Here is a 20,187-nt window from a genome sequence, read left to right as displayed (position 1 = left end):
CGGCGAGAAGTACTATGCCTACCCATTGCTCCTTGAGCCTCAGACCGTCTTGTTCTGGAACAAGAAGATCTTCAAGGCAGCCGGGCTCGATCCGGAAACCCCACCCAAGACCTGGGATGAGCTTCTCGAATTCTGTGAGAAGATCAAGCCCACACTATCTCAAGGTCAGTATTGCATTGCTCCCGCACAGGATGCAGCCACGTTCGCATGGTCGACGGTCGGCCAGCAGTACAACTTCAGTGGCCACACTGCCCTCAATGACGACTGGACCAAGGCCGACGTCGAGAACGATGAGTACGTTTCCTTGATCGGCTACTACAAGCAACTGTGGGACAAGGGCTACATGCCGAAGCAGGCTCTCGCCGCCTACGTCGAAGGCAAAGACTTCGGTGAGGAAAAAGTTGCCTTTAAGGTTTCCGGTTCCTGGATGATGTCCGAGATCGGCTCCGACTACCCCGACCTTCTGGCCCACACTGGCGTGGCTCCGTTCGTCCAGGCCACGAACGCCAAGGGCGATTCGGCAACCACACTGGGCAACTTCAAGTGGGTTGTCGACGCCAAGACGAAGAACAAGGAAGCAGCCGGCGAGTTCTTGAGCTGGTGCCTCGCAGGCGATCCGGAACTCCTCGTGCCGTTCTTCGTCAAGACGCAGTTCACGAAGGCTCCAGTGCGGCAGTCCGTCATGGACGCGGTCGCTAAACAGCCAGAAGCCAAGGATGCACCCTGGTCGTCTGTTGTTACGGAAGACATCGCTCCGAAGGCCATTCCTGAGCCGCAGTACCCCTGGGATGTTTCATTGGCTGTGGGTACGGCGATGGAGGCCGGCATGGTAGGTCAAAAATCGGCTGAAGATGCCCTCAAGGAGGCCACCAAGGGAATTCAGACGGTCATCGACCGAGAGAAGCTTCCTGAGAAAGCACCTAAGAACAATTAGTTGACGTGTGTGGGTGTGGCGGTCCTCGCGCCGCCACACCCACACTGTGCGCCCGAATACAAGGAATGGGACTACAAGATGCCGTCGGCTGCTGAACTAAAGAAACGTAGTAATCGTTACAGGTATAGAGATACTCGCTTGGCGCTGTTGATGCTGAGCCCGGTGCTCATCATGCTCGGAATTTTCGTCATCTGGCCTGCTGGATACGCGGTGTACCTATCCTTCCAGGATTGGGGTTTCTACCTGGATCCCCAATTTGTGGGCTTACAGAACTTCAAAAACGTGTTGGCGGATCCACTGTTCTGGAACTCCGTGAAGCTTGGCCTCACCTTCGTGCTCATGACGGTGCCGGTGCAGCTCGTTCTGGCCTTCCTTTTTGCGAGCTTGGTGGTCAGCGTTTCACGTCATTTTGCGAGCGTGCTTAAAGTGAGCATCTACATCCCCACCATCATCTCGACGGTGATCACGTCCATCACGTTCGGTCTCATTTACAACTACTCTGGTGGCTTGCTGAACTGGCTGCTGGGGCTCTTCGAAATCGAGCCGGTTGCGTGGCTCTCTGACCCGAAGTGGGCGTTGCTCGCGATTGCGGTGCCTGCCATTTGGCTCGGCATGGGTCTCACATCGCTCATCATGGTTGCTGCCATGGTCGATATCCCGGGCGAGCTGTACGAGGCTGCTGAGATGGAAGGCGCCGGATGGTGGCAGCGGACGTTCTATATCACTATTCCGCAGATGAAGAACGTTCTGCTCTACTTGCTCATCACCGGCTTCACCGCCGCGATTCAGCAGTACGAGCTACCCCTGGTGATGACCAACGGCGGTCCGCTCGATTCGACGATGCTCCCTAACCTGTTTATCTTCAACCACTTCCGTGGGGACGCCACTGTTGGTTATTCCATTGCAGCGGCACTGCTGCTGTTCGTCGTTCTGGGATCTGTCTCAGCCATGATCTTCCGTGTTCTTAATTCCGAAAAGTTGGTTGACTGATATGACGAATCAATCTATGTCGGGATCCACTGCACCCGCTGCTGACGAAGTCGTGTTGAACGCTGCGGAGAAGTCACTCGACGCGAAGCCTAATCGGCGAGTGCGTAAGCGCACGCCGTTGTACTGGGTCCAGTTCGCGCTGAAAGGGCTTGTCGGCCTTATCTTTCTGTTTGCCGCTCTCTTCCCACTCGCGTGGATGGTGATTGCTGGTTTCAAGGCACGAAACGAAGTGGTTCGGACGCCGTTCCAGTTCTTCCCTGAAGTCTGGCGCTATGAAAACTACGTACAGATTCTGCAAGACCCCGTCTTCCTGCGAACCCTGGGGTGGACCTTCCTTGGTGCTGTGCTCTTCTGCCTGCTGCATCTCACCGTCAACTCCATGGCTGCGTACGCCTTCGCTCGCCTGGAGTTCCGATTCAAGAAGACACTCTGGGTGATCGTCATCACGACGATGTTCATTCCCGGTATGACGATCCTGCTGACGAGCTTCGTCGTAGTTACCCAATTGTCGATGCTCGATACCCTCGCGGTGCTGGTCATCCCGGGCGCTGCGAGCGCTGCGAGTGTGTTCTTTATTCGCCAGTTTTATCTGAACGTTCCTTCTTCGCTGGAAGAAGCAGCAATGCTGGATGGCTGCGGTAGATTCCAGATCTTTATCAGGCTGTTCCTTCCGCTCTCGAAGCCGCCGTTCGTGGTGATGGGAATTACGGCATTCCTTGCTTACTGGAACTCCTATGTGTGGCCGATAATGACAATCACGAGCCGTGAGAAATATGTGCTGCAGCAATACCTCGCCACATTCCGCTCCGAGCGTCAAACCGAGTTGGGGCTACTCATGGCTGGTTCTACACTCACTGCCGCACCGGTAGTGATTTTGTTCCTGATCTTCCAGAAGCAGATCATTGGCAACATCAAGATGTCGGGATTGAAGTAGCTTGGAGTATTTCCTTGGCGGGGCTGGTGGAATGCCAGCCCCGCCATCGTTTGCATTACTGAACAGCCATAGTGATCGGCCGGATGGTGAGTCCGCCGCGGCCCCAACCTCCGCCGGAGATCCAGGTTCCTTCGTCGGTTTCGATGATCTCGGCGCAGTGCTCGTCGAGGTCGACGTCGATGAGGTTGTCCGCGTCGAAGTGCAGCGGGTCGTTCGATGCGTAGGCGAGCGTTCGATCGTATTCCCCAGATTCGCAGACGAAGAGCACGTAGGTGTCGGGGGAGAGCTTGCACACGAACGGAGACTCGGTCGGGCCGCCAAACGTGCCTGTCACTCCGGAATCGAAGGCGACGACGGGCTCGCTCCACTGCTGCAGATCGGGGCTGGTGCGCGCTGCAACCTGGTGGGTTCCTCCGTCGGGTTTCGACGTTCGGGTGTAGTACATCACCCACTCATCTCCTACGTACAGCACCATCGGATCGCGGGCGTCGAAGCCGTCGGTGAAGAGGGGCCCGTCGGCGCTGTGCTCCCAGGTGAAGAGGTCGGTGCTGGTCGCGCACTCGATGCGGTACGCCTCGTGATCTTCCGTGCCGGCGCAATAGAACATGAGATAGGTATCGTCTACGCGAATGACGTGCGGCGCCCACACATGCGTTTCGCCGATATCTTCCCGTGCATGCATAACGGCTGGATGCACCGTCCATGGCCCATCCAGCGCCGGAGCGCTTGCGTGCAGGAAGAATTTCTCATCTAACGGATGTGCCGGTTCAGCATGCCAGATGCCGAACACGTGCCAATTGCCGTCACCATCTTGAACGAAGGTGTGGTCGTTGATATACCAATCCTGGCCAGGTTCTGGTGAAGCTGAGAGTAGGCGCTTTTTCTCGCCAGCGGTGATTGTAACGGTACCTTTCATCATGGGACCAAGTTTAGGGGATTCGCGTACTTCGTACGGTCCTGATAGGGATTAAGGTACAATGTAATAATCATTGAAGATTGGCGCGTGGGCTCACCGCTGACCACATTTTCAAAGGTGGAATTTGATGCAGGATCCTGATTGGAAGATCAGCAGAAGAATCGCCGTTGCGGGCGCTATCGGGGTAGTCTCGCTTCCTGCGTTCACGGCGTGTTCGAAAGAAGAGGCTTTCTGCCGTCGGATAGAGCGTAGGGGTCCTTTGACTGGCCCGGGTCTCACCACCACATTCAAGATGGAAGCCACGGATCTCGGAATTCCAGTCACTACCCCTGACGGGCGCATCCTGTTCATCTTCGGAGATACCTTCGAGGAGGCGTTCGTCCCGGGCGGGAACTGGCGCTCACCAGTGGGGCTGTTCGCTGATCCGACAACCGTCACGAAGGGCATTCAGTGGACCTCGGCTGTGGGTGGCGACGTCGCGAAGCAACTCGTCGACTACGCCCACGACGATGGCACACTCTCGACGATCCTGCCCGCCGATGCCGTAGTCGTTGGTGACACCATCTATCTGTGGGTCATGATTAACGCCGGGCTGGGCAACGTGCTGCACACCGAGATTTGGACTTCGAAGGATTCTGGGGAGACGTGGGACCGCACGGAGGAAATGTTCGAGATGCGCCACATGGATGGGCGCATGCAGCAGTGCACGTGGGCGCTCGACGACGACGGCAAGTATGTCAACATGCTTACCACCGGCTTCCAGCGAGACAAGCCAGCTATCGCTGCACGTGTGCCTGCCGACCGCATCCTCGAGCCCGACGCCTACGAGGTGTATCAAGGCGACGGCAAGTGGGGGAGTGACGCGCCCGTCGACATCATCCCCGGCAAGGTGGGGGAGATGTGCCTGCGCAACGTCGATTCGCAGTGGATGCTCACCTGGTTTAACGCCGGCGAGTACCGCGTGGATGCGTTGCGGGCCGACGAGGTGGTCAAGCTCGCAGACGCCAAAGCTGTCACACTCATCCATGGAGGGGAGTGGGGGAAGGAAAACGACGACCACATGGCCCAGCTCTACGGCCCGTACATCATTCCAGGCAGTACCATGAAGGAGCTGCACCTGGTGGTGTCCCAATGGAATACCGCAATGGGCTGGCCCTACCACGTGGAACAGTTCAAGATTCAATACCCATTCGAGGAAGTGTGCGCGTAGTGGTCCGCGTAGGGAGAGTCGCATGAACCACAGAGTCACGATGAAAGACATCGCCCGAGCCAGCGGGGTGTCCGTCGCGACGGTGTCGCGCGTGCTGAACGGCAACCCGCGCGTCGCACCCGAGCTCGTGGAGCGCGTGGAACGTGAGATTCGTGATCAGCAATACCGCCCCAACGGGGTGGGGAGGGCACTGCGGAAACAGCGCGGCGACCTGTGGGCAGCCATCGTGCCCGACGTGCGCAACCCGTTCTTTCATCGCCTGCTGGAGTCGTTCGAGAAAGTGGCTCACCAGCACGGCTACGCCGTGATGCTGTGTAATACCCACGAAGATCTGGCGCTGGAACGATCCGCAATCGACGCCGTCATCTCTCACCAGGCCGCCGGGGTGCTCGTCGCGGCCGTCTCTGCGACGAAGACATCGCTGCATCCGCTGCAGCTCCACGGCATTCCCGTGGTCTCTGTCGATCGTCTCGTGACTAATTTCAGCGGCGACCGTATCAATGTCGACAACCGCATCATCGGCACCATGGTTGCCGAGCATTTGCTGGAGCAAGGCTGGGGCAGCCCCGTGGTCGTCGCGCACGAGGGGAAACTCAGCCCCCTCGACGAGCGTGTGCGCGGCTTCGTCGACGCGATGCGCGAGAATGGCATCGACGTGCCCCCGTCGCGAGTGCTGCACCTGCCCTTTGATTCGACGACGGCGTCTGAGGAGCTCGCTTCGGCGATGGCGAACCCGAGCACCGACTCCGTGTTCGCCGTCACCAACACCCTCTCCGCGGAGGCCTACCGCGAACTCCGGCGGGCTGACCGCCGGATCGGCACGGACGTAGCCCTCGTCGGCGTGGATGACGACCGCTGGAATGTGATGGTGGATCCACCCGTGACCGTGGTTGACCAGCCGGCCGAGCATTTGGGGCAGTGGGCGGGCGAACTCCTCCACGGGCGTATCACCGGCAATGCGGCGCGCAACGCGCGCATGCTGCTCGAACCCGAGTGGCGCATTCGCGCCAGCTCGCTGCGAGCGAACTGAGTACCAGACGGCGTAACATGCAGCGGGCTACTGCGGGCCTTGAGCCTGCGCGCGCACAATCAGCGCCATGGCGCCGAAAGGCTGCACGCTGGCGGAGAATCCGCCCAAATCGTCCACCTCGGCAATGCGGCGTCTGGTGGAGAGATCGACGACGCGGCCGGCAGGGATCTTGTCGCTGCGGATGTATCCGGAGAGTTTCTCTTCCGAGAAGTTGAGCAGGGTGATTTGTGTGTGGCCGTCGCTGAGACGGTTGACGAGCGCCAAGAGCGCCTTGTGCGGCACCTCGGGCACGTCAACGAGCGAGGCCGTTGCGAGCGCGAAGCGCTTACGGACGCGGAGAATCTTCGACAGCTTGCTCGCGAACGACTGCGGATCGTCCAGCTGCTGGGGGAGCGAACCGTACAGCGCGCGGGCGCGCGGCATGCCCGACGACGACTTCACAGCGTCTGGCGCCAGGTCCATGAGGTCGTAGGCGCCTCGCTCGATCCAACGCGTGTCGCCGTCCTTGACGAGCTGCTTAACATCGTCGATGTCGACGGGGAGCGCGCCGACGAGGTCCCAACCCGACAGCGCAAACACGCCAGGCTGCCACGCATTGTAGGCAGCGAGCAGCAGGTGCGCGGCCTGGATACGCTCGACGTCGGCATCCTCGATGGCGTCAAGATCGCGGATGCCGAGGCTCGCCGTGATGACCGAGGCCGTGGTGCATGCGATGCCGTTGGTAGTGAACACCTTGTTGTATGGCGCGGCGTCGCCGGTGAGCTTCTCGCGCATGGTGGCGCGCACGTGGTCGGCCAGTTCCAGGCCCGTGTACGTTTCCCCGCCGAACTCGTACTCGTCGTCGCGGTGCCGGGCCGTGAAGTGCACCAGCTCGTAGGTGAGCTCGTCGTGGTTTTGGAGCGCGTGCACCAGCGATGCTTGATCGATGCCGAGCCGCATTGCTTCACGGAGTGTCAGGCGAAGGAACTCGGTATCTTGCGTAGCCAGAGCGAATTGGTACGCGGGGCGGGTGATGAAGTCGTAGCTTAAATCGGGGCCGACGGCGCCCGTCGCGGCAATGTCATCAATGGAGAGATTGAGCTCTTGGAACGTGAATCCGCCAACCTTGCGCACCATCGAGCCGATGAGCTGGTTTGCAGCCTGCGAGAGCGGGTGCCCTTCAGACCAGGCGGGGGAGAGGTCGATCGACTTTTCCACTCCTAGGAAGCCGTTCGCATCCAGGCGTAGCCCGCCGGAGCCGAGGTCGAGCAGGGAATGGAGAGCGTCGCCCATGACGAGGCGCATGCCGGCGAACGTCGGGTCGAGCCAGTTGATCGACGGCTGGCCGTCTTTGAAGTAGTGGAGGTACACCCAGCGATGTTCGATGCCGTCGCAATCGTGAATGGGGCGGGTGACGGACCAGTTCGTTTCCTTGACACCGGGCTCGTAGAAGATGACGCGCTGCAGCTCGCCGATGATGTACCCGGCATCCGCGAGTGCGCGTTCGCTGGCTGGGTCAAGATTGACCGAATCCTTACCTTCGGGCACGTCTGGCAGGAGGTGCCAGGCTTCCTCGGGGATGTCCACCATGTGGTAGATGCCGGGGTAGTCGCCGTAGTTCAGCTCTGCGAGGCGGAAGTCGGCGCCCTTGCCCGTGTGGCCAGGCACGATGTCGTCGATGACGGTGCCGTCGTGCGATGCCGCGTTCTCGCACATGGCGCGGAACTCTTCCTCCGTGCCGAACAGCGAGTCGATGCCCATGGAGATGCGGTCGAAGTGACCGTCGACGCTGGGGGTGTGGTCCCATCCCGAGATGCCTCCGGCGAGCTTGACCGGCCCGGTGTGGACGGCGTCGATTCCAATTGTTGAGAATGCTTTCCACAAGGCTTCGTCGCCGAGGACGCCCAAGAATGACTGCCTGCGGGCGCTGATGAGGCTCAGCGGGTAGGCGGTGTACCACACCGACGCCTGCTCGGCGGCTGCGCGCGGATCCGGCGAGGCGAACGCGTTGGCCCACATGAGGTGATTGCCGGCGAGTTGTCGGGAGAGCCTGGAGGCGTCGGCCAGCATTGATTGGTCTACCAGCCATTCCACATAGGCACGGTTGCGTCCGTCGGCCTCAAACGGCGGCGGGGGCACGTGCTCGGATTGCTTAGCCTTCCTGCTAGCCCGGGGGCGAAGCCTGGCAGGACGAGCAGCAAATCGTTGTTGGTCGAAGTTCAGCTCGGCGTTGAGATCTTCCTCAAGGGCATCGTCAGGCATGGGCTGTTCAGGCGCGCTGGTCACAACCTCACGATAGCCAATGGGCTAGCGTCACCGCAGTTCCTGGAACTCTCGTCGATGCATCACCAGTGTCTCGACGCCGTCAGCCGCGGGGGAGTCGAACCACAAGGTTGGAATAAACCCGTTCTTTTCCAGCACCCGACGAGAAGCGTGGTTGCGATGGTCTGGGCACGAAATCACGCCCGTTGCCGTCGGGAACATCCAGTGGCTGAGTTCCACCAGTTCCTGGATCAAGGTCGTGCCGAGTCCTTGCCCAATCAGCGTGGGCAGGCCGATGCAGAAGTCCACACCGACGTCGGAGGCCTCAGCAGGAATCACGTCACCAGGGGGAAGATCGGCGACGCGATAGAGCTGGGCATACCCGACGTTGACGCCTCGGCGATGCAAGATCAGCATCCGAACGGGGGACCTGCCATCCAGGCGTGGGCCGAAACGTTCGTGGGCTTCAGCAAGCGTGAGCTTCGGAAACCACGGTGCAGCGGCAGGGGACTGCTGCCATGCGACGACATTGGGAAGATCGTCTACGCGCAGCGGCCGAAACGTGAACATACCTCGAGCCTAGAACGTGGCTGCACACGCCGTGCATCTCAGCAGGTGAAGGTGAAGCTGCTGGGCCGCACTTGGCCGTGTTGCTGTTGCGTCACGTCAAAGACCAACGTGGCCTGACCGTCGGCGTGTCTGAGCGAGTAACTGGCGTTCCTCGCGGGAAACGGGTAGTCGTCGGAGGAGTAGGAGGCGACGTCGTGGAGGAACCACTCAGTGTCACGGCGCACCATCACGGTGCCATACCCTTGAAAGAGGTATTGCCGCTCGACCGCGACGACATCACACGGCATCGCAGCGGTTGACAACAGTGTCAGCGTGGGACGATCGATGGACTGGCCTAGGACGGCGATGGGCGAGACGAGAGCCACTGCCACACAGCCGATCACCGCGATCATCCGAGATGCACGGCGAGCAAACATGCGCCAGGCGCCGGCGAAGAGGAAGATGACGGCGAACACGAACGCCACCGCGAACAGCGCGGAACTGACGTCGAGCGGGGCGATGAACACAGATTTCACAAGGAGAATCGGAACGGGCAAGAGCCACAGCGCTAGACCCGCCGCGACGACCACAGCGATCGCCAGAAACCACCAACGAGCACCGGAGCGGTTGGGTCTGTCTAGGCGATGCGTCACAGTCGAAGCTTTCTGAGCGAACTGCGTCCACCGTAGCAACCGTGCAATCAGCGATTGTTGGCAGAAGAACCTGGGGCAGCGACCGGCGGGGAGGTAACGTGGCCGAGAACTGCTGGCTTGTCTCATTCGAGGTGGACGCTACCACTGGGTGGTCGACCAGTTTTGATGAGCGCAAGATCTGTCCCGTCGACTATGAAACATGGCTAATTCAGACGAGGCCAATTAAGCACTCTGGCCTATGATCGCTAGTTCGAACGAGGGGACGGCAGAAGAGTACGTCCAGCTACTCGACCATCTCCGAGGAGACCTCAGCATTGAGAGGATGGGAACGGCGATGCAGCGAGCGCCAGGAGCCTCTGTTCTCGGGCGAAGTACTTCCGTCCTGAGATGAAAGCGCCAGTCGGTCACGAGGAAGGACCTTGCGGCGAAGTGAACCGAGAGCAATAGTTGGCCACGTTCAGACAGACTATCGGACGCTGAGCCACGACCTCTCGGGGATGAAAATCAGTCAGCGAACGAGGGTGAATAACGTGCGGACCGGGTTCGCTTGCCTTTTGCTATGCCGTGGGTCAGCAGTCGGATGCCCGGAAGCCCGCTTGGGCCCGGTGAGTCCCGAGCCGTTACCCTTTCAGCCCAACCCAGCAAGCGATGAAGATACCGACGGCGGCCAATGGTGCATAGAACGGCAGAATCGACCAGGAGGCCCACACACTCGGTCCCGGCAACGCGCGATTAACCCACTTCGGTGCCCACTCCGGCCAGTCGCCCTTGTCCTTCGTGGGAACTTCTGAGGGCAGATCATCTGGTTGCAGTGAGAATGTAGCAATGTCATGCCGTCCCTCGGCGACACTCTTGTAGAGGCTGCGGAAACGCTTCTCTTGTCGAAGGTAATTGGCGTCGAGATAAGCGAACAACAAAGTCGCCCCGACACCCAACCAGGCCACCGAATCGGCGTTCTGCGTCAGTGCATAGCCGTAAGCGGCAGTCACCACAGGCAAGAGCCATGACTTGGACGTGGACGACGCGGCAGACATGCGTGTGACGATGGCCTGGATGAAATCGAGGTGCTTACGGGTATTCTCAGGATCCCGCTGTGGCGAACTGGGCTTACCCATCGCTGCTCAGGTTCTGGCATGCCTCACGAACGGCCCGAAGGGCACGGTCCTTCTGGCGCTCGCTGTAGTCGGTGTCCTTTGGCCAGATCGCACCCATCGCATCGGTGTCCCACCGAGGCACAAGGTGCACGTGGAGATGGAAGACAGTTTGGGTCGCTGCCTTGCCATTGGACTGGATGACGTTTAGGCCTTCGGGGTGTACTGCCTTGCGGATTGCTCCAGCGACTCGAACTGTGGTGGTGGCGAGATGAGCCGCTGTCTTCTCGGAGAGCGACCAAATATCGGACACATGCGCCCTTGGGACGATCAAGGTGTGACCGAGCACGGCGGGCTCAGACGGAAAGAAGCCTACGACGTGTGCATCTCGGTAAACTTCGCGAGCGTGCGGGTCCTCCCGCTGGACGATCTCGCAGAAGGGGCAGTCATAAGCCTCAATCACGACCTGACCTTTCCCTGAGTCGACCACCACTCCAAATTGTCGACCAGCTTCTTGTACGTCGCCCTGGAATCGATCTTGCCGTCCCAAGTCAGCGTGGTGGGGTCGAAAATTGGGATACCAGAGGTAGCGCTGAATGGACTGGCCCCAGCGCGATCCACAGTGCCCATGGAGGAAAGGGCGTGGATGCGGACTCCAAGAAGCGGTTTCTTGTCGGCCCATGCCTTGTTGATCTCGTAGTTGACCCATTTGCGACCCGCCGTCTGCTCACCGATGAGCACAATGACCGCCTTCTTGTAGCTCATCTGCTCCGCGATCCAGTCCTCGACAGCGGCGTCACCCTTCTCTCGAACTTCCTCCCATGCCTGCGCGTTGAGTACGGGCTGGCCTTCGAGGGCGTTGATGTTGCGAACGAGTTGGACGCGGAGCACATCGCGCTCGTAGTGGAATGAGTAAAAGACGGATTTAGCCATGATCCTACCCCTTTCTGTTTGTGGGGACACACCCCGATCGATCTCTACCCATAGTGATAGCGAAGCGCACTGACATTTCTGGCAGCACATCCTTCGCCTAAGCGCGCGAACATGATCGGTTGAGTTGCTTACCAAGGATTCTCATCGCTCGTCTTCCAAGTTCTCGCCCATGGTTTCTGCCTGCTTCAGGATCAGGTCGGTGGCCGACTGGGCTTTGTCCGGCGGATAGCCGTGCCTCAGCAGCAGGACCTTGATCGTGGAGCGCATCTTGGCTCGCACCTGCTCTTTCAAGGACCAGTCGGTCTTCGCGTCGCGGCGGACGATCTTGGTGAGGTCAAGAGCGATGGCGCGCAGGGTTTCGTCCTTCATCGCTTCGACAGCTGCCTCGTTGGTTCTGAGCGCGTCGTAGAACGCGAGCTCATCCTCGGTCAGCCCGGTCTGTTCACCGCGCTCATGCTCAGCCTTCAGGGCTTGTGCCAACTTCACCAGTTCTGCGACAACCTGCGCTGTGTCCAGGCTTCGGTTCTGGTATTTCAAGAGCGCCTCATTGAGCATGGCGGAGAACTCCTTGCCCTTCACGACGTTGCGCTTGCTGATGGCTTTCACCTCGGTGGACAGCAGTCGCTTCAGGGCCTCCAACTGGAGGTTGGGACGCTTGGAGTTCATGATCTTGTCGACGAAGGCGTCGTCGATGATCGAGATGTCCGGGTTGGCGATGCCCGCCTCGGCGTAGATGTCCACCATGCCGGTGCCAGTCATACTCTCGGAGACGATCTGCCGGATGGCGGTATCAAGCTCAGCGTCGGAGTCTCCAGCTCCGCGTCCCGCATTTTCGATCTTGCGGATAGCAACGCGAACCGCGTCGAAGTAGCCCACGTCGTCACGGATGGCCGTGGCGGCGTCTGAGGCTGGCACCATCGAGAACCACGACTGCAGTCGTTTGCTGTGCGCGATGAAACGCTGCTTGATGGTCATGGGCTTCTTCTCGGAGCCCTGCTCCTCGTCGACGCCCTCCATAGGGCCTTCGGCGTGCTCTTGGGTGAGCAACCATTCCACGCCGTCCATGACCGCGTGGATGTACGCCTTGGGTGATTTGTCCTCCAGCCGGGGACGCCAGTCGAAGTCATGGAGGATGGAGCACACGATGTCGTGTTCCTGGCGCATCTCGGGGATGACGGTCTCCTCGACCTCAGCTCCGACGTTCTGGTTGTCGCGGTCGCGTTCGGTGTAGTTGCCGAGTGCTTCCTTCAGGTCTTCCGCGATGCCGATGTAATCGACGACCAGCCCTGCGGGCTTGTCCTTGAATGTCCGATTCACGCGCGTGATGGCCTGCATGAGTGGCACATTGGCCATGGGCTTGTCGACGTACATCGTCGTCGTGGCGGGGGAGTCGTAGCCAGTCAGCCACATGTCGCGGACGATGAGCATGTCCAGTTCATCGTCAGGATTGGAGGCGCGAGTCTTCAGCTTGCGCGAGGCCTTCTTGGAGCGGAGATGTTCCTGCCACTCCAACGGGTCAGAGGCGTCTCCACTCATGACGATCTTCATGCGACCCTTGGCATCGTCCTCGGAGTACCACTCGGGACGCAGGGCCTTGATCTTGTCGTGGAGTTCGACGGCGATGCGACGCGACATGGTGACCACCATGCACTTGGCTTGTGGCATGACGGCCTTGCGGGCCTCCCAGTGACTCACAATGTCACGGGCAAGTTCGTCAAGCCGTTCGTCCGCTCCGACGATGGCCTCCACACGAGCCCATTTCGACTTCAGACGTTCCTGGGCCTCTTCCTCAGTACCAGAGACGGCCATGGTGAACGCGTCGTCGATGTCGTCGAGGGCATCCTCGGGAAGGCGAACCTTCGCGAGGCGCGGCTCGTAGAACACTTTGACGGTTGCGCCGTCTTCAACGGCCTGCGTGAGATCGTAGGCGTCGATCACAGGTCCGAACACGGCGGTCGTGGACTTGTCTTTGGCTTCGAGGGGCGTTCCCGTGAAGCCGATGTAGGTCGCGTTGGGGAGACCATCGCGGAGGTGGCGAGCGAACCCGTCAATGAAGTCGTAGTTCGAGCGGTGAGCTTCGTCCACCATCACGACCACGTTGACGCGGTCTGTCAGGAGCGGGAACTGCTTGCCCGCTTCGCGCTCGTCCTTCGTGAGCCCGAACTTCTGGATGGTGGTGAAGATGATGCCGCCCGACTCCCGGCCTTGGAGCAGGTCCTTCAGGCTTTGCCGGGTGTCGGCCTGCACTGGAGGCTCGGGCAACGGGGCACCTGGCTTGGTGGCCGCGAACGTCTCCTCAAACAGTTGGTCATCCAAATCATTGCGGTCGGTGAGCACGACGATGGTGGGGTTCTCCATCGCGGGGTGCCGCATGAGTTGCCCTGCGTACCACGCCATCTCGAACGACTTCCCTGAGCCCTGCGTATGCCAGACGACGCCTGCGCGGCCATCGCCCTCCATGGCGTCAACCGTCTCCCGAATTGCCTTCGTGACCGCCCAATACTGGTGATACTTCGCGCCGATCTTGATGGCCTTCTCGCCCTCGCCTTTGAACGCGATGAAGTTCCGCACCCAGTTCAGGAACACCTCGGGCCGGAGGAAGCCCTGAACGATAGTTTCGATCTCGGGTTTGAACTGGGGGACGAGACGCTCTCCGTCAATGGTCTTCCATGCCTGGAAGTGATTCTCGGGGGCAGTCACGGTGCCAAGGCGAGCGAGAATGCCATCGGAGACAATCACAGCCTGATTCCACGTGAACATCGCAGGAATCTGCTGCTTGTACGTCTGCACCTGTTTGTAGGCACCGGTGACGGTAGCGTTCTCCTCGCCCGGCTTCTTCAGCTCGAACAGGCCAAGCGGCAGACCGTTTACGAACAGCACCACATCAGGGCGCCGTTCCCTCGTGCCGATCACAGTGAATTGATTGACCGTCAGTAGATCGTTCGCCTGAGGATTGCTCCAATCGATGAGCCGAGCACGAACGTTGCGGAGCACTCCGTCCGCGTCGCGATACTCGACGGGAACTCCGAAGATCAGCAGTTGATAGGCCCGCCAGTTCTCCGTCCCGATCACCTTTGCATCCGGGCGCAAGGCGACCTTCACCACCTCCTCGACAACCTCAGCAGGCAGCTTGGGGTTCAGCTCTCCGACGGCATTGCGGAGACGATCGATGAGGACGACCTCACGGTAGTCGTCGCGCTCCGCCCCCGGTGTTCCCGGGGCGATGTCGGGCCCGTGAGTGACCTGCCAGCCTTCGTCGGCCAGCATCTCCAGCACCCAATCCTCCAGATCAGATTCCGCAACGCTCACGGCAGGCTCCCTTCCACCTCGGACACGCGGACTTTGCCAGACATGAGCAGGGGGAGGAGTTCGTCGCGCTGGCGGGTGAGGTTCTGATTCTCTCGACGCAACGCTTCAGCTCCCTGGACAATGGCAGTGATTGCTTTTCTGTGGGCGGGTTTAAGAGCTCGAGGATCGGGAACCAAGATTTCCGGGATCGCGTTTCTGTCGACTCGTTGTCGGCTGTTGGTGCTCCCGCTGGCTGTGCTCCTCATCTGCGCCCAGAATTCACCATGATTGGTGACTGCCCATACGTGCTCCGTCGTGACTTCCTGTTTGCCGAGCAACGGTACGAACTCGGTTGAGGCGACAGCAGGGGACTCGTCGGGATAGGCCATCCACGTCCGAGGAGTGATCGGGTTTAATCGAGAAACGAGCGCTGTGGGGCATGAGACCGACAGCTTTCCGCTCTTTATATTGGAACCGTGGTCCTCGGCCGGGCGGCGGTTGTTGTCGAACGCAGGAATCGAGAAGTGGTCGACTTGTGTGGTTGGTCGGACATGTTTCGTGCTTCCCAGCGATGCAACTGCACTCAACGCCACGGTTTCGAGAGGAAGATAGGCGGCAGCAGTCGCCAAAGCTTCCAGGGATTCCACTGTTTGGTGATTCGTCTCGATGAGGTCGTCGAAGGCACCGAGTACACCTGCGATGCGCTGCTGCTCGCTCACCGAGGGGAAGGGGAGTGAGTAGGACTTGATCTGTCCAGCGTTAAGGTTCTGCTGTGCTGCGCCGAGCGCCAGTGCCGTGATCCTGTGTCGATGGTGCATGAGATTGTAGAAGAGGAACCGAGCGTCGGCCTCGCGCGGATCAACTATCATCGCGCAAGATGCCTGATTGCAGGTCATCTCCCTGCGCAGAATGCCAAGCTGACCTACAGTCGCACCGTACATCGCCATGAGGACGGTTCGCGGGGGAGCAGCTTGGCGGACGATTTGTCGAGGCCCTCTTGGGTGATTGATTCCTCCGTCGTATCGACCCACCAGTCCTTCAGCTCTTTCGTCTTCACCCAGGGAAAGCCCTCTCCGTGTTCGGTGAAGTAGCCGGGATTCTTCCTGCTCGGGGTCCCACCACTGGTGACTTGCTTGCACACAGACTCAATCGTGCGTATCGCCCAATCACTACAAAGCATCATTGACCACCAGAGAATCAAGCGCCGCGTCCACCTTCGCTTGCAGGTCGGCTCGGGCGGCGAACCCTTCGCGAATCTGCTCAATGAGGGTGGCAACCTTCTCCTCGACTGGGATGCCGTCGTCTTCGACTTCTTCGGCGCCGACGTAGCGCCCCGGGCTGAGGGCGAAGCCGGCTTCCGCCACGTCGTCCAGCGAGACGGCAGCACAGAATCCGGGGATGTCCTCATACGGCTGGAGGTTCGGGTCACCGCGCCACGCGTTGTACGTGTCAGCGATCTTCGCCACGTCCTCGGGTGAGAGGTTTCGCTGCGTCCGGGATTCCATATAGCCCGCGTTGCGGGCGTCGATGAAAAGCACTTCGCCTTGACGGTCGCGCTGCGGGTCTTCACTCTTCACCTTCTTCGCCGTCTTGTCCTTGGTGAGGAACCAGACGGAGACGGGTATCTGCACTGAGTAGAACAACTGTGATGGCAGGGCGACGATGCACTCCACCACATCGTCCTCGACCATGCGCTGACGAATCTCTCCTTGGCCCGACGTGTTGACGGTGAGTGATCCATTCGCGAGAACCACCGCCATGGTTCCAGTGGGGGAGAGGTGGTGGAGCATGTGCTGAATCCATGCATAGTTGGCGTTGCCTTTTGGTGGGAGGCCGTAGACCCAGCGCTTGTCGTCAGTCAGACGTTCGCCACCCCATTGGGAGATGTTGAAGGGCGGGTTGGAGAGGATGAAGTCGGCCCTCAGATCCGGGTGCTTGTCGTCCGCGAATGAGTCACCCCACACGGGCCCGAGGTTGGTTTCAATGCCTCGGATGGCAAGGTTCATCTGGGCAAGGCGCCATGTCGTCGGGTTCATCTCCTGTCCGTAGACCGCGAGGTCGTTCCGGTGGCCAGCATGGGCTTCCACGAACTTCTCGGCTTGAATGAACATGCCACCCGAGCCGCAGCAGGGGTCGTAGATGCGGCCACGGTAGGGGCGGATCATCTCTGTGAGGAGGGAGACGACGGAACGCGGAGTGTAGAACTCGCCACCACTCTTGCCTTCATCGGCGGCGTAGCGGCCCAGCATGTATTCGTACACGCGCCCGAGCAGGTCCTCGTCCTTGCGCTCCTCGTCGGAAAGATCGCTGCGAGAAAAGGTGTCGATGAGCCCGCCGAGCACCGTGGGGGAGAGCTCGCGACGGTTGAAGTTCTTCGGGAGAATGCCCTTCAGCGCCTCGTTTTCTTTCTCGATGGCATCCATCGCGTCATCAATGACGCGACCAATGTCAGGTTGCTTGGCAGCCTTGCGTAGATCGTCCCAACGGTGGCCTTCCGGCACCCAGAACACGCCCTCGGAGGTGAAGGAATCGCGATCCTCCAGCATCATGGCCCGTGCCTCGTCGGAGGGCAGATAAGTGTCGGAGTTCGGGTCGCTGTACTGCGCTTCGAGTAGCTCACGCCGCATCTCGAACTTGTCGGAGACGTACTTCAGAAACAGCAGGCCGAGGACGACATGCTTGTACTCGGACGCATCCATGTTTGAACGTAGCCGGTTTGCAGCGTCCCAGAGGGATGCCTCCAGGCCAAGCGTGGACGAGTTGGTGCTTCGGGATGCCATGGATGATCTCGGCTTCTTGTAGTCAGGACTGTTGTCACCGATGTTATTCGGTCACTTGAGGGATTTCGTCTGGACTCGCCGCTACGCCGACGTGCACGACGCGATCTACGAAAGATGACAGCCTCCCTGAGGGAGGGGGCTTGGTTGCCACGGCAGCGCTCCCTCCCAGTTATGAAATGACATAATGCTGCTTATCGGACAACTGGGAGCGCTTGAGAAGCAGCCAGGAATCGCTAGAATCAATTTACGTCAACACATGTGAGCGAAAATCATGCACCGCTCAAGACACGCTTACTGTTCAGCACCGAAAAGGAGCACAATGTCGCTGATCAACACTGAAATCAAGGACTTCACCGCTCAGGCGTACCGCAACGGAGAATTCGTCGAAGTCACCAAGGCTGACGTACTTGGCAAGTGGGCCATTTTCTTCTTCTACCCGGGCGACTTCACCTTCGTGTGCCCGACGGAACTCGGCGACCTGGCAGATCACTATGAAGAGCTGCAGAAGATGGGCGTCGAGGTCTACTCGGTGTCTACTGACTCTCACTTCGTCCACAAGGCCTGGACCGCCTCGTCCGAGGAAGTCGGCAAGGTTAAGTACTACATGCTGGGCGACTCCAACGGTGAGATCACCAACAACTTCGAGAACATGCGTGAAGGCCTCGGACAGGCGGATCGCGCCACGTTCCTCGTCGACCCGGAGGGCATCATCCAGTACATCGAGCAGACCGCCGAAGGCATCGGGCGCTCTGCCTCTGAACTGCTTCGCAAGGTCAAGGCTGCGCAGTACGTCGCAGCTCACCCCGGCGAAGTGTGCCCCGCCAAGTGGGAGGAAGGCGAACAGACCCTCACTCCTGGCATTGATCTCGTAGGCAAAATCTGAGCAACTCATCACATGAGCTAACGGCGGGCGGGCTGTGGTCCGTCCGCCGTTTTCATACTTCTCTCCCCCACCTTTTCATTTCCACGCACAGGAGCTTTCATGGCCGAACGTCTTCTCGACGACAACCTCACCCAGCAGCTGGGGGCGCTCATGCCCCGAATCACCAACGATGTTGAGCTGATCTACTCCATGGACGATCGCGACGCGTCCGCCAACCTCGAACAACTCATGCAAGACATCGCTGCGCTGTCCGAGAAGGTCTCCGCACGTCGCGACGACGACGCCCACGAACGGCAGCCGTCGTTCACCATCGCGCGCACTGGCACGGATATCGCCGTCACCTTCGCCGGCCTGCCGATGGGGCACGAGTTCAGCTCACTCGTGCTCGCGCTGCTGCAGGTAGGCGGCAACCCCATCAAGGAAGAGCAAGACCTCATTGACCAGGTGGTGGCACTCGACGGTGACTACGAGTTTGTCACCTACATGTCGCTCACCTGCCAGAACTGCCCCACCGTCGTACAGGCGCTCAACACGATGGCTGTGCTGAACCCTCGCATCAAGCACACTGCAGTCGAGGGCTCCCTATTCCAGGAAGAGGTGGCCGATCGCAACATCCTCGCGGTGCCGACGGTGTACCTCAACGGTGAAGAATTCGGGCAGGGCCGCATGGATATCGCGGACTTCGTCGCCAAGCTCGACGATGGCGCCGCTGATCGTGCAGCTGAGAAGCTCAACGAGCAGGATCCCTACGACGTGCTGGTCGTCGGCCAGGGCCCGGCGGGCGCTGCCGCCGCGATCTACACCGCTCGCAAGAACCTGCGCACCGGCATCATCGGCGAGCGCTTCGGCGGACAGACCCTCGACACGATGTCGATCGAGAACTTCATCTCTGTCACCCACACTGAGGGTCCGAAGTTCGCTGCCGCCCTCGAGCAACACGTCCGCGACTACCCCATCGACGTGTTCAAGAGCCAGTTGGCAACCGCGCTTATTCCGGCCACAGAAGCAGGCGGTCTCCACACCGTCCAGTTCGGTGACTCGGCCAGCCTGAAAGCTCGTCAGGTGGTTATCGCCACGGGCGCCCGCTGGCGCCTGATGGGCGTTCCCGGCGAGGAGGAGTACCGCAACAAGGGCGTCACCTTCTGCCCCCACTGCGACGGTCCCCTGTTCAAGGGCAAGCCCATCGCCGTCATTGGCGGCGGCAACTCCGGCATCGAGGCAGCCATCGACCTCGCGGGAGTCGTCGGACACGTGACGGTGCTGGAATTCATGGATCAATGCCGTGCCGACGACGTCCTCATGGACAAGCTGCGGTCGCTGCCGAACGTCGACATCATCACCAACGCAGCCACCACCGAGGTCGTAGGCGACGGCAAGCAGGTCACCTCGCTGAAGTACACCGACCGCACCACGGACGAGGCCAAGGAGCTCAAGGTCTCCGGCGTGTTCGTACAGATCGGACTCCTGCCCAACACCGAGTGGCTGCAGGGCTCCCCCGTTGAGCTCAGCGACCGCAAGGAGATCGTCATCGACGAGCGCGGCAAGACCTCCGTCGACGGCGTGTTCGCCGCCGGTGACTGCACCACGGTGCCGTACAAGCAGATCGTCGTGGCGCAGGGCGCGGGTGCTATCGCTGGCTTGTCTGCCTGGGAACATGAGGTCATGTAGCCCGAAAGCAATGACCCTTGTGCATCGGGGGACGTCTGGGATTGGCCCGGATGTCCCCCGATGCTTGTTTCTGTCCCCCCAAGCTGG

The 20,187-nt window shown here is 60.1% G+C and carries 17 protein-coding genes; 7 read left to right on the top strand and 10 right to left on the bottom strand.

Going from position 1 to position 20,187, the window contains the following annotated elements:
• The 3 genes from Q0X61_RS04210 to Q0X61_RS04200 all read left to right on the top strand — a co-directional run.
• On the top strand, window positions 1-934 hold a 934-nt coding region (locus Q0X61_RS04210), incomplete at its 5' end, for an extracellular solute-binding protein (RefSeq protein WP_297740669.1).
• A gap of 138 nt (window positions 935-1,072) precedes the next feature.
• Window positions 1,073-1,924, top strand: coding sequence for a carbohydrate ABC transporter permease (locus Q0X61_RS04205; protein ID WP_297740667.1), 852 nt, complete (start codon window positions 1,073-1,075; stop codon window positions 1,922-1,924).
• Window positions 1,925-2,024: 100 nt separating this feature from the next.
• The gene (locus tag Q0X61_RS04200) at window positions 2,025-2,858 is read left to right on the top strand and encodes a carbohydrate ABC transporter permease (protein ID WP_297740665.1); all 834 of its coding nucleotides are present in this window, start codon (window positions 2,025-2,027) and stop codon (window positions 2,856-2,858) included.
• A 55-nt stretch (window positions 2,859-2,913) separates the two neighbouring features.
• Here Q0X61_RS04200 and Q0X61_RS04195 read toward each other — a convergent pair whose 3' ends face one another.
• On the bottom strand, window positions 2,914-3,777 hold the full coding sequence (locus Q0X61_RS04195) for a hypothetical protein (RefSeq protein ID WP_297740663.1): 864 nt from the start codon (window positions 3,775-3,777) through the stop codon (window positions 2,914-2,916).
• A 124-nt stretch (window positions 3,778-3,901) separates the two neighbouring features.
• Between Q0X61_RS04195 and Q0X61_RS04190 the strand changes: the two genes are divergently transcribed.
• Window positions 3,902-4,984, top strand: a complete 1,083-nt coding sequence (locus Q0X61_RS04190) for a DUF4185 domain-containing protein (protein WP_297740661.1) — start codon at window positions 3,902-3,904, stop codon at window positions 4,982-4,984.
• A 22-nt stretch (window positions 4,985-5,006) separates the two neighbouring features.
• Complete coding sequence (locus tag Q0X61_RS04185) at window positions 5,007-6,014, top strand: LacI family DNA-binding transcriptional regulator (RefSeq protein WP_297740659.1); 1,008 nt, start codon at window positions 5,007-5,009, stop codon at window positions 6,012-6,014.
• 27 nt (window positions 6,015-6,041) lie between these two features.
• Here the strand turns inward: Q0X61_RS04185 and treS are convergent, their stop codons facing one another.
• From treS to Q0X61_RS04145, 9 genes are all read right to left on the bottom strand, one after another.
• On the bottom strand, window positions 6,042-8,279 hold the full coding sequence (gene treS / locus Q0X61_RS04180; protein WP_297740657.1) for a maltose alpha-D-glucosyltransferase: 2,238 nt from the start codon (window positions 8,277-8,279) through the stop codon (window positions 6,042-6,044).
• Window positions 8,280-8,306: 27 nt separating this feature from the next.
• Window positions 8,307-8,825 carry a GNAT family N-acetyltransferase gene (locus Q0X61_RS04175; RefSeq protein ID WP_297740655.1) on the bottom strand — a complete coding sequence of 173 codons (519 nt, stop codon included), beginning with the start codon at window positions 8,823-8,825 and terminating at the stop codon, window positions 8,307-8,309.
• A gap of 38 nt (window positions 8,826-8,863) precedes the next feature.
• A complete protein-coding gene (locus tag Q0X61_RS04170) occupies window positions 8,864-9,457 on the bottom strand; it encodes a hypothetical protein (RefSeq protein WP_297740653.1) in 594 nt (197 codons plus the stop codon).
• 620 nt (window positions 9,458-10,077) lie between these two features.
• Window positions 10,078-10,572: a hypothetical protein gene (locus Q0X61_RS04165; protein WP_297740651.1), complete on the bottom strand. Its 495-nt coding sequence runs from the start codon at window positions 10,570-10,572 to the stop codon at window positions 10,078-10,080.
• Window positions 10,565-11,011 carry an HIT family protein gene (locus Q0X61_RS13355; RefSeq protein WP_367270705.1) on the bottom strand — a complete coding sequence of 149 codons (447 nt, stop codon included), beginning with the start codon at window positions 11,009-11,011 and terminating at the stop codon, window positions 10,565-10,567. Before Q0X61_RS13355 ends, Q0X61_RS04165 begins: the two co-directional genes overlap by 8 nt.
• The gene (locus Q0X61_RS04160; protein ID WP_297740649.1) at window positions 11,008-11,481 is read right to left on the bottom strand and encodes a TIR domain-containing protein; all 474 of its coding nucleotides are present in this window, start codon (window positions 11,479-11,481) and stop codon (window positions 11,008-11,010) included. Before Q0X61_RS04160 ends, Q0X61_RS13355 begins: the two co-directional genes overlap by 4 nt.
• Window positions 11,482-11,622: 141 nt before the next feature.
• Window positions 11,623-14,790, bottom strand: a complete 3,168-nt coding sequence (locus tag Q0X61_RS04155; RefSeq protein ID WP_297740647.1) for a type I restriction endonuclease subunit R — start codon at window positions 14,788-14,790, stop codon at window positions 11,623-11,625.
• Window positions 14,787-15,716, bottom strand: a complete 930-nt coding sequence (locus Q0X61_RS04150) for a restriction endonuclease subunit S (RefSeq protein WP_297740645.1) — start codon at window positions 15,714-15,716, stop codon at window positions 14,787-14,789. Before Q0X61_RS04150 ends, Q0X61_RS04155 begins: the two co-directional genes overlap by 4 nt.
• A gap of 222 nt (window positions 15,717-15,938) precedes the next feature.
• Window positions 15,939-17,549, bottom strand: coding sequence for a class I SAM-dependent DNA methyltransferase (locus tag Q0X61_RS04145; RefSeq protein WP_297740643.1), 1,611 nt, complete (start codon window positions 17,547-17,549; stop codon window positions 15,939-15,941).
• Between the two features lie 319 nt (window positions 17,550-17,868).
• Between Q0X61_RS04145 and ahpC the strand changes: the two genes are divergently transcribed.
• Together ahpC and ahpF are read left to right on the top strand one after the other, a co-directional pair.
• Window positions 17,869-18,432: an alkyl hydroperoxide reductase subunit C gene (ahpC, locus tag Q0X61_RS04140; protein WP_297740641.1), complete on the top strand. Its 564-nt coding sequence runs from the start codon at window positions 17,869-17,871 to the stop codon at window positions 18,430-18,432.
• A gap of 99 nt (window positions 18,433-18,531) precedes the next feature.
• Window positions 18,532-20,100: an alkyl hydroperoxide reductase subunit F gene (gene ahpF / locus Q0X61_RS04135; protein ID WP_297740639.1), complete on the top strand. Its 1,569-nt coding sequence runs from the start codon at window positions 18,532-18,534 to the stop codon at window positions 20,098-20,100.
• The last annotated feature ends 87 nt before the right edge of the window (window positions 20,101-20,187 follow it).

Origin of the sequence: uncultured Tessaracoccus sp. (genome assembly GCF_947255005.1) — a bacterium.
In the GTDB taxonomy this organism is placed as follows: domain Bacteria; phylum Actinomycetota; class Actinomycetes; order Propionibacteriales; family Propionibacteriaceae; genus Arachnia.
The sequence above is the reverse complement of the archived record's forward strand: the minus strand, read 5'-3'. Positions and strand labels throughout refer to the sequence as shown.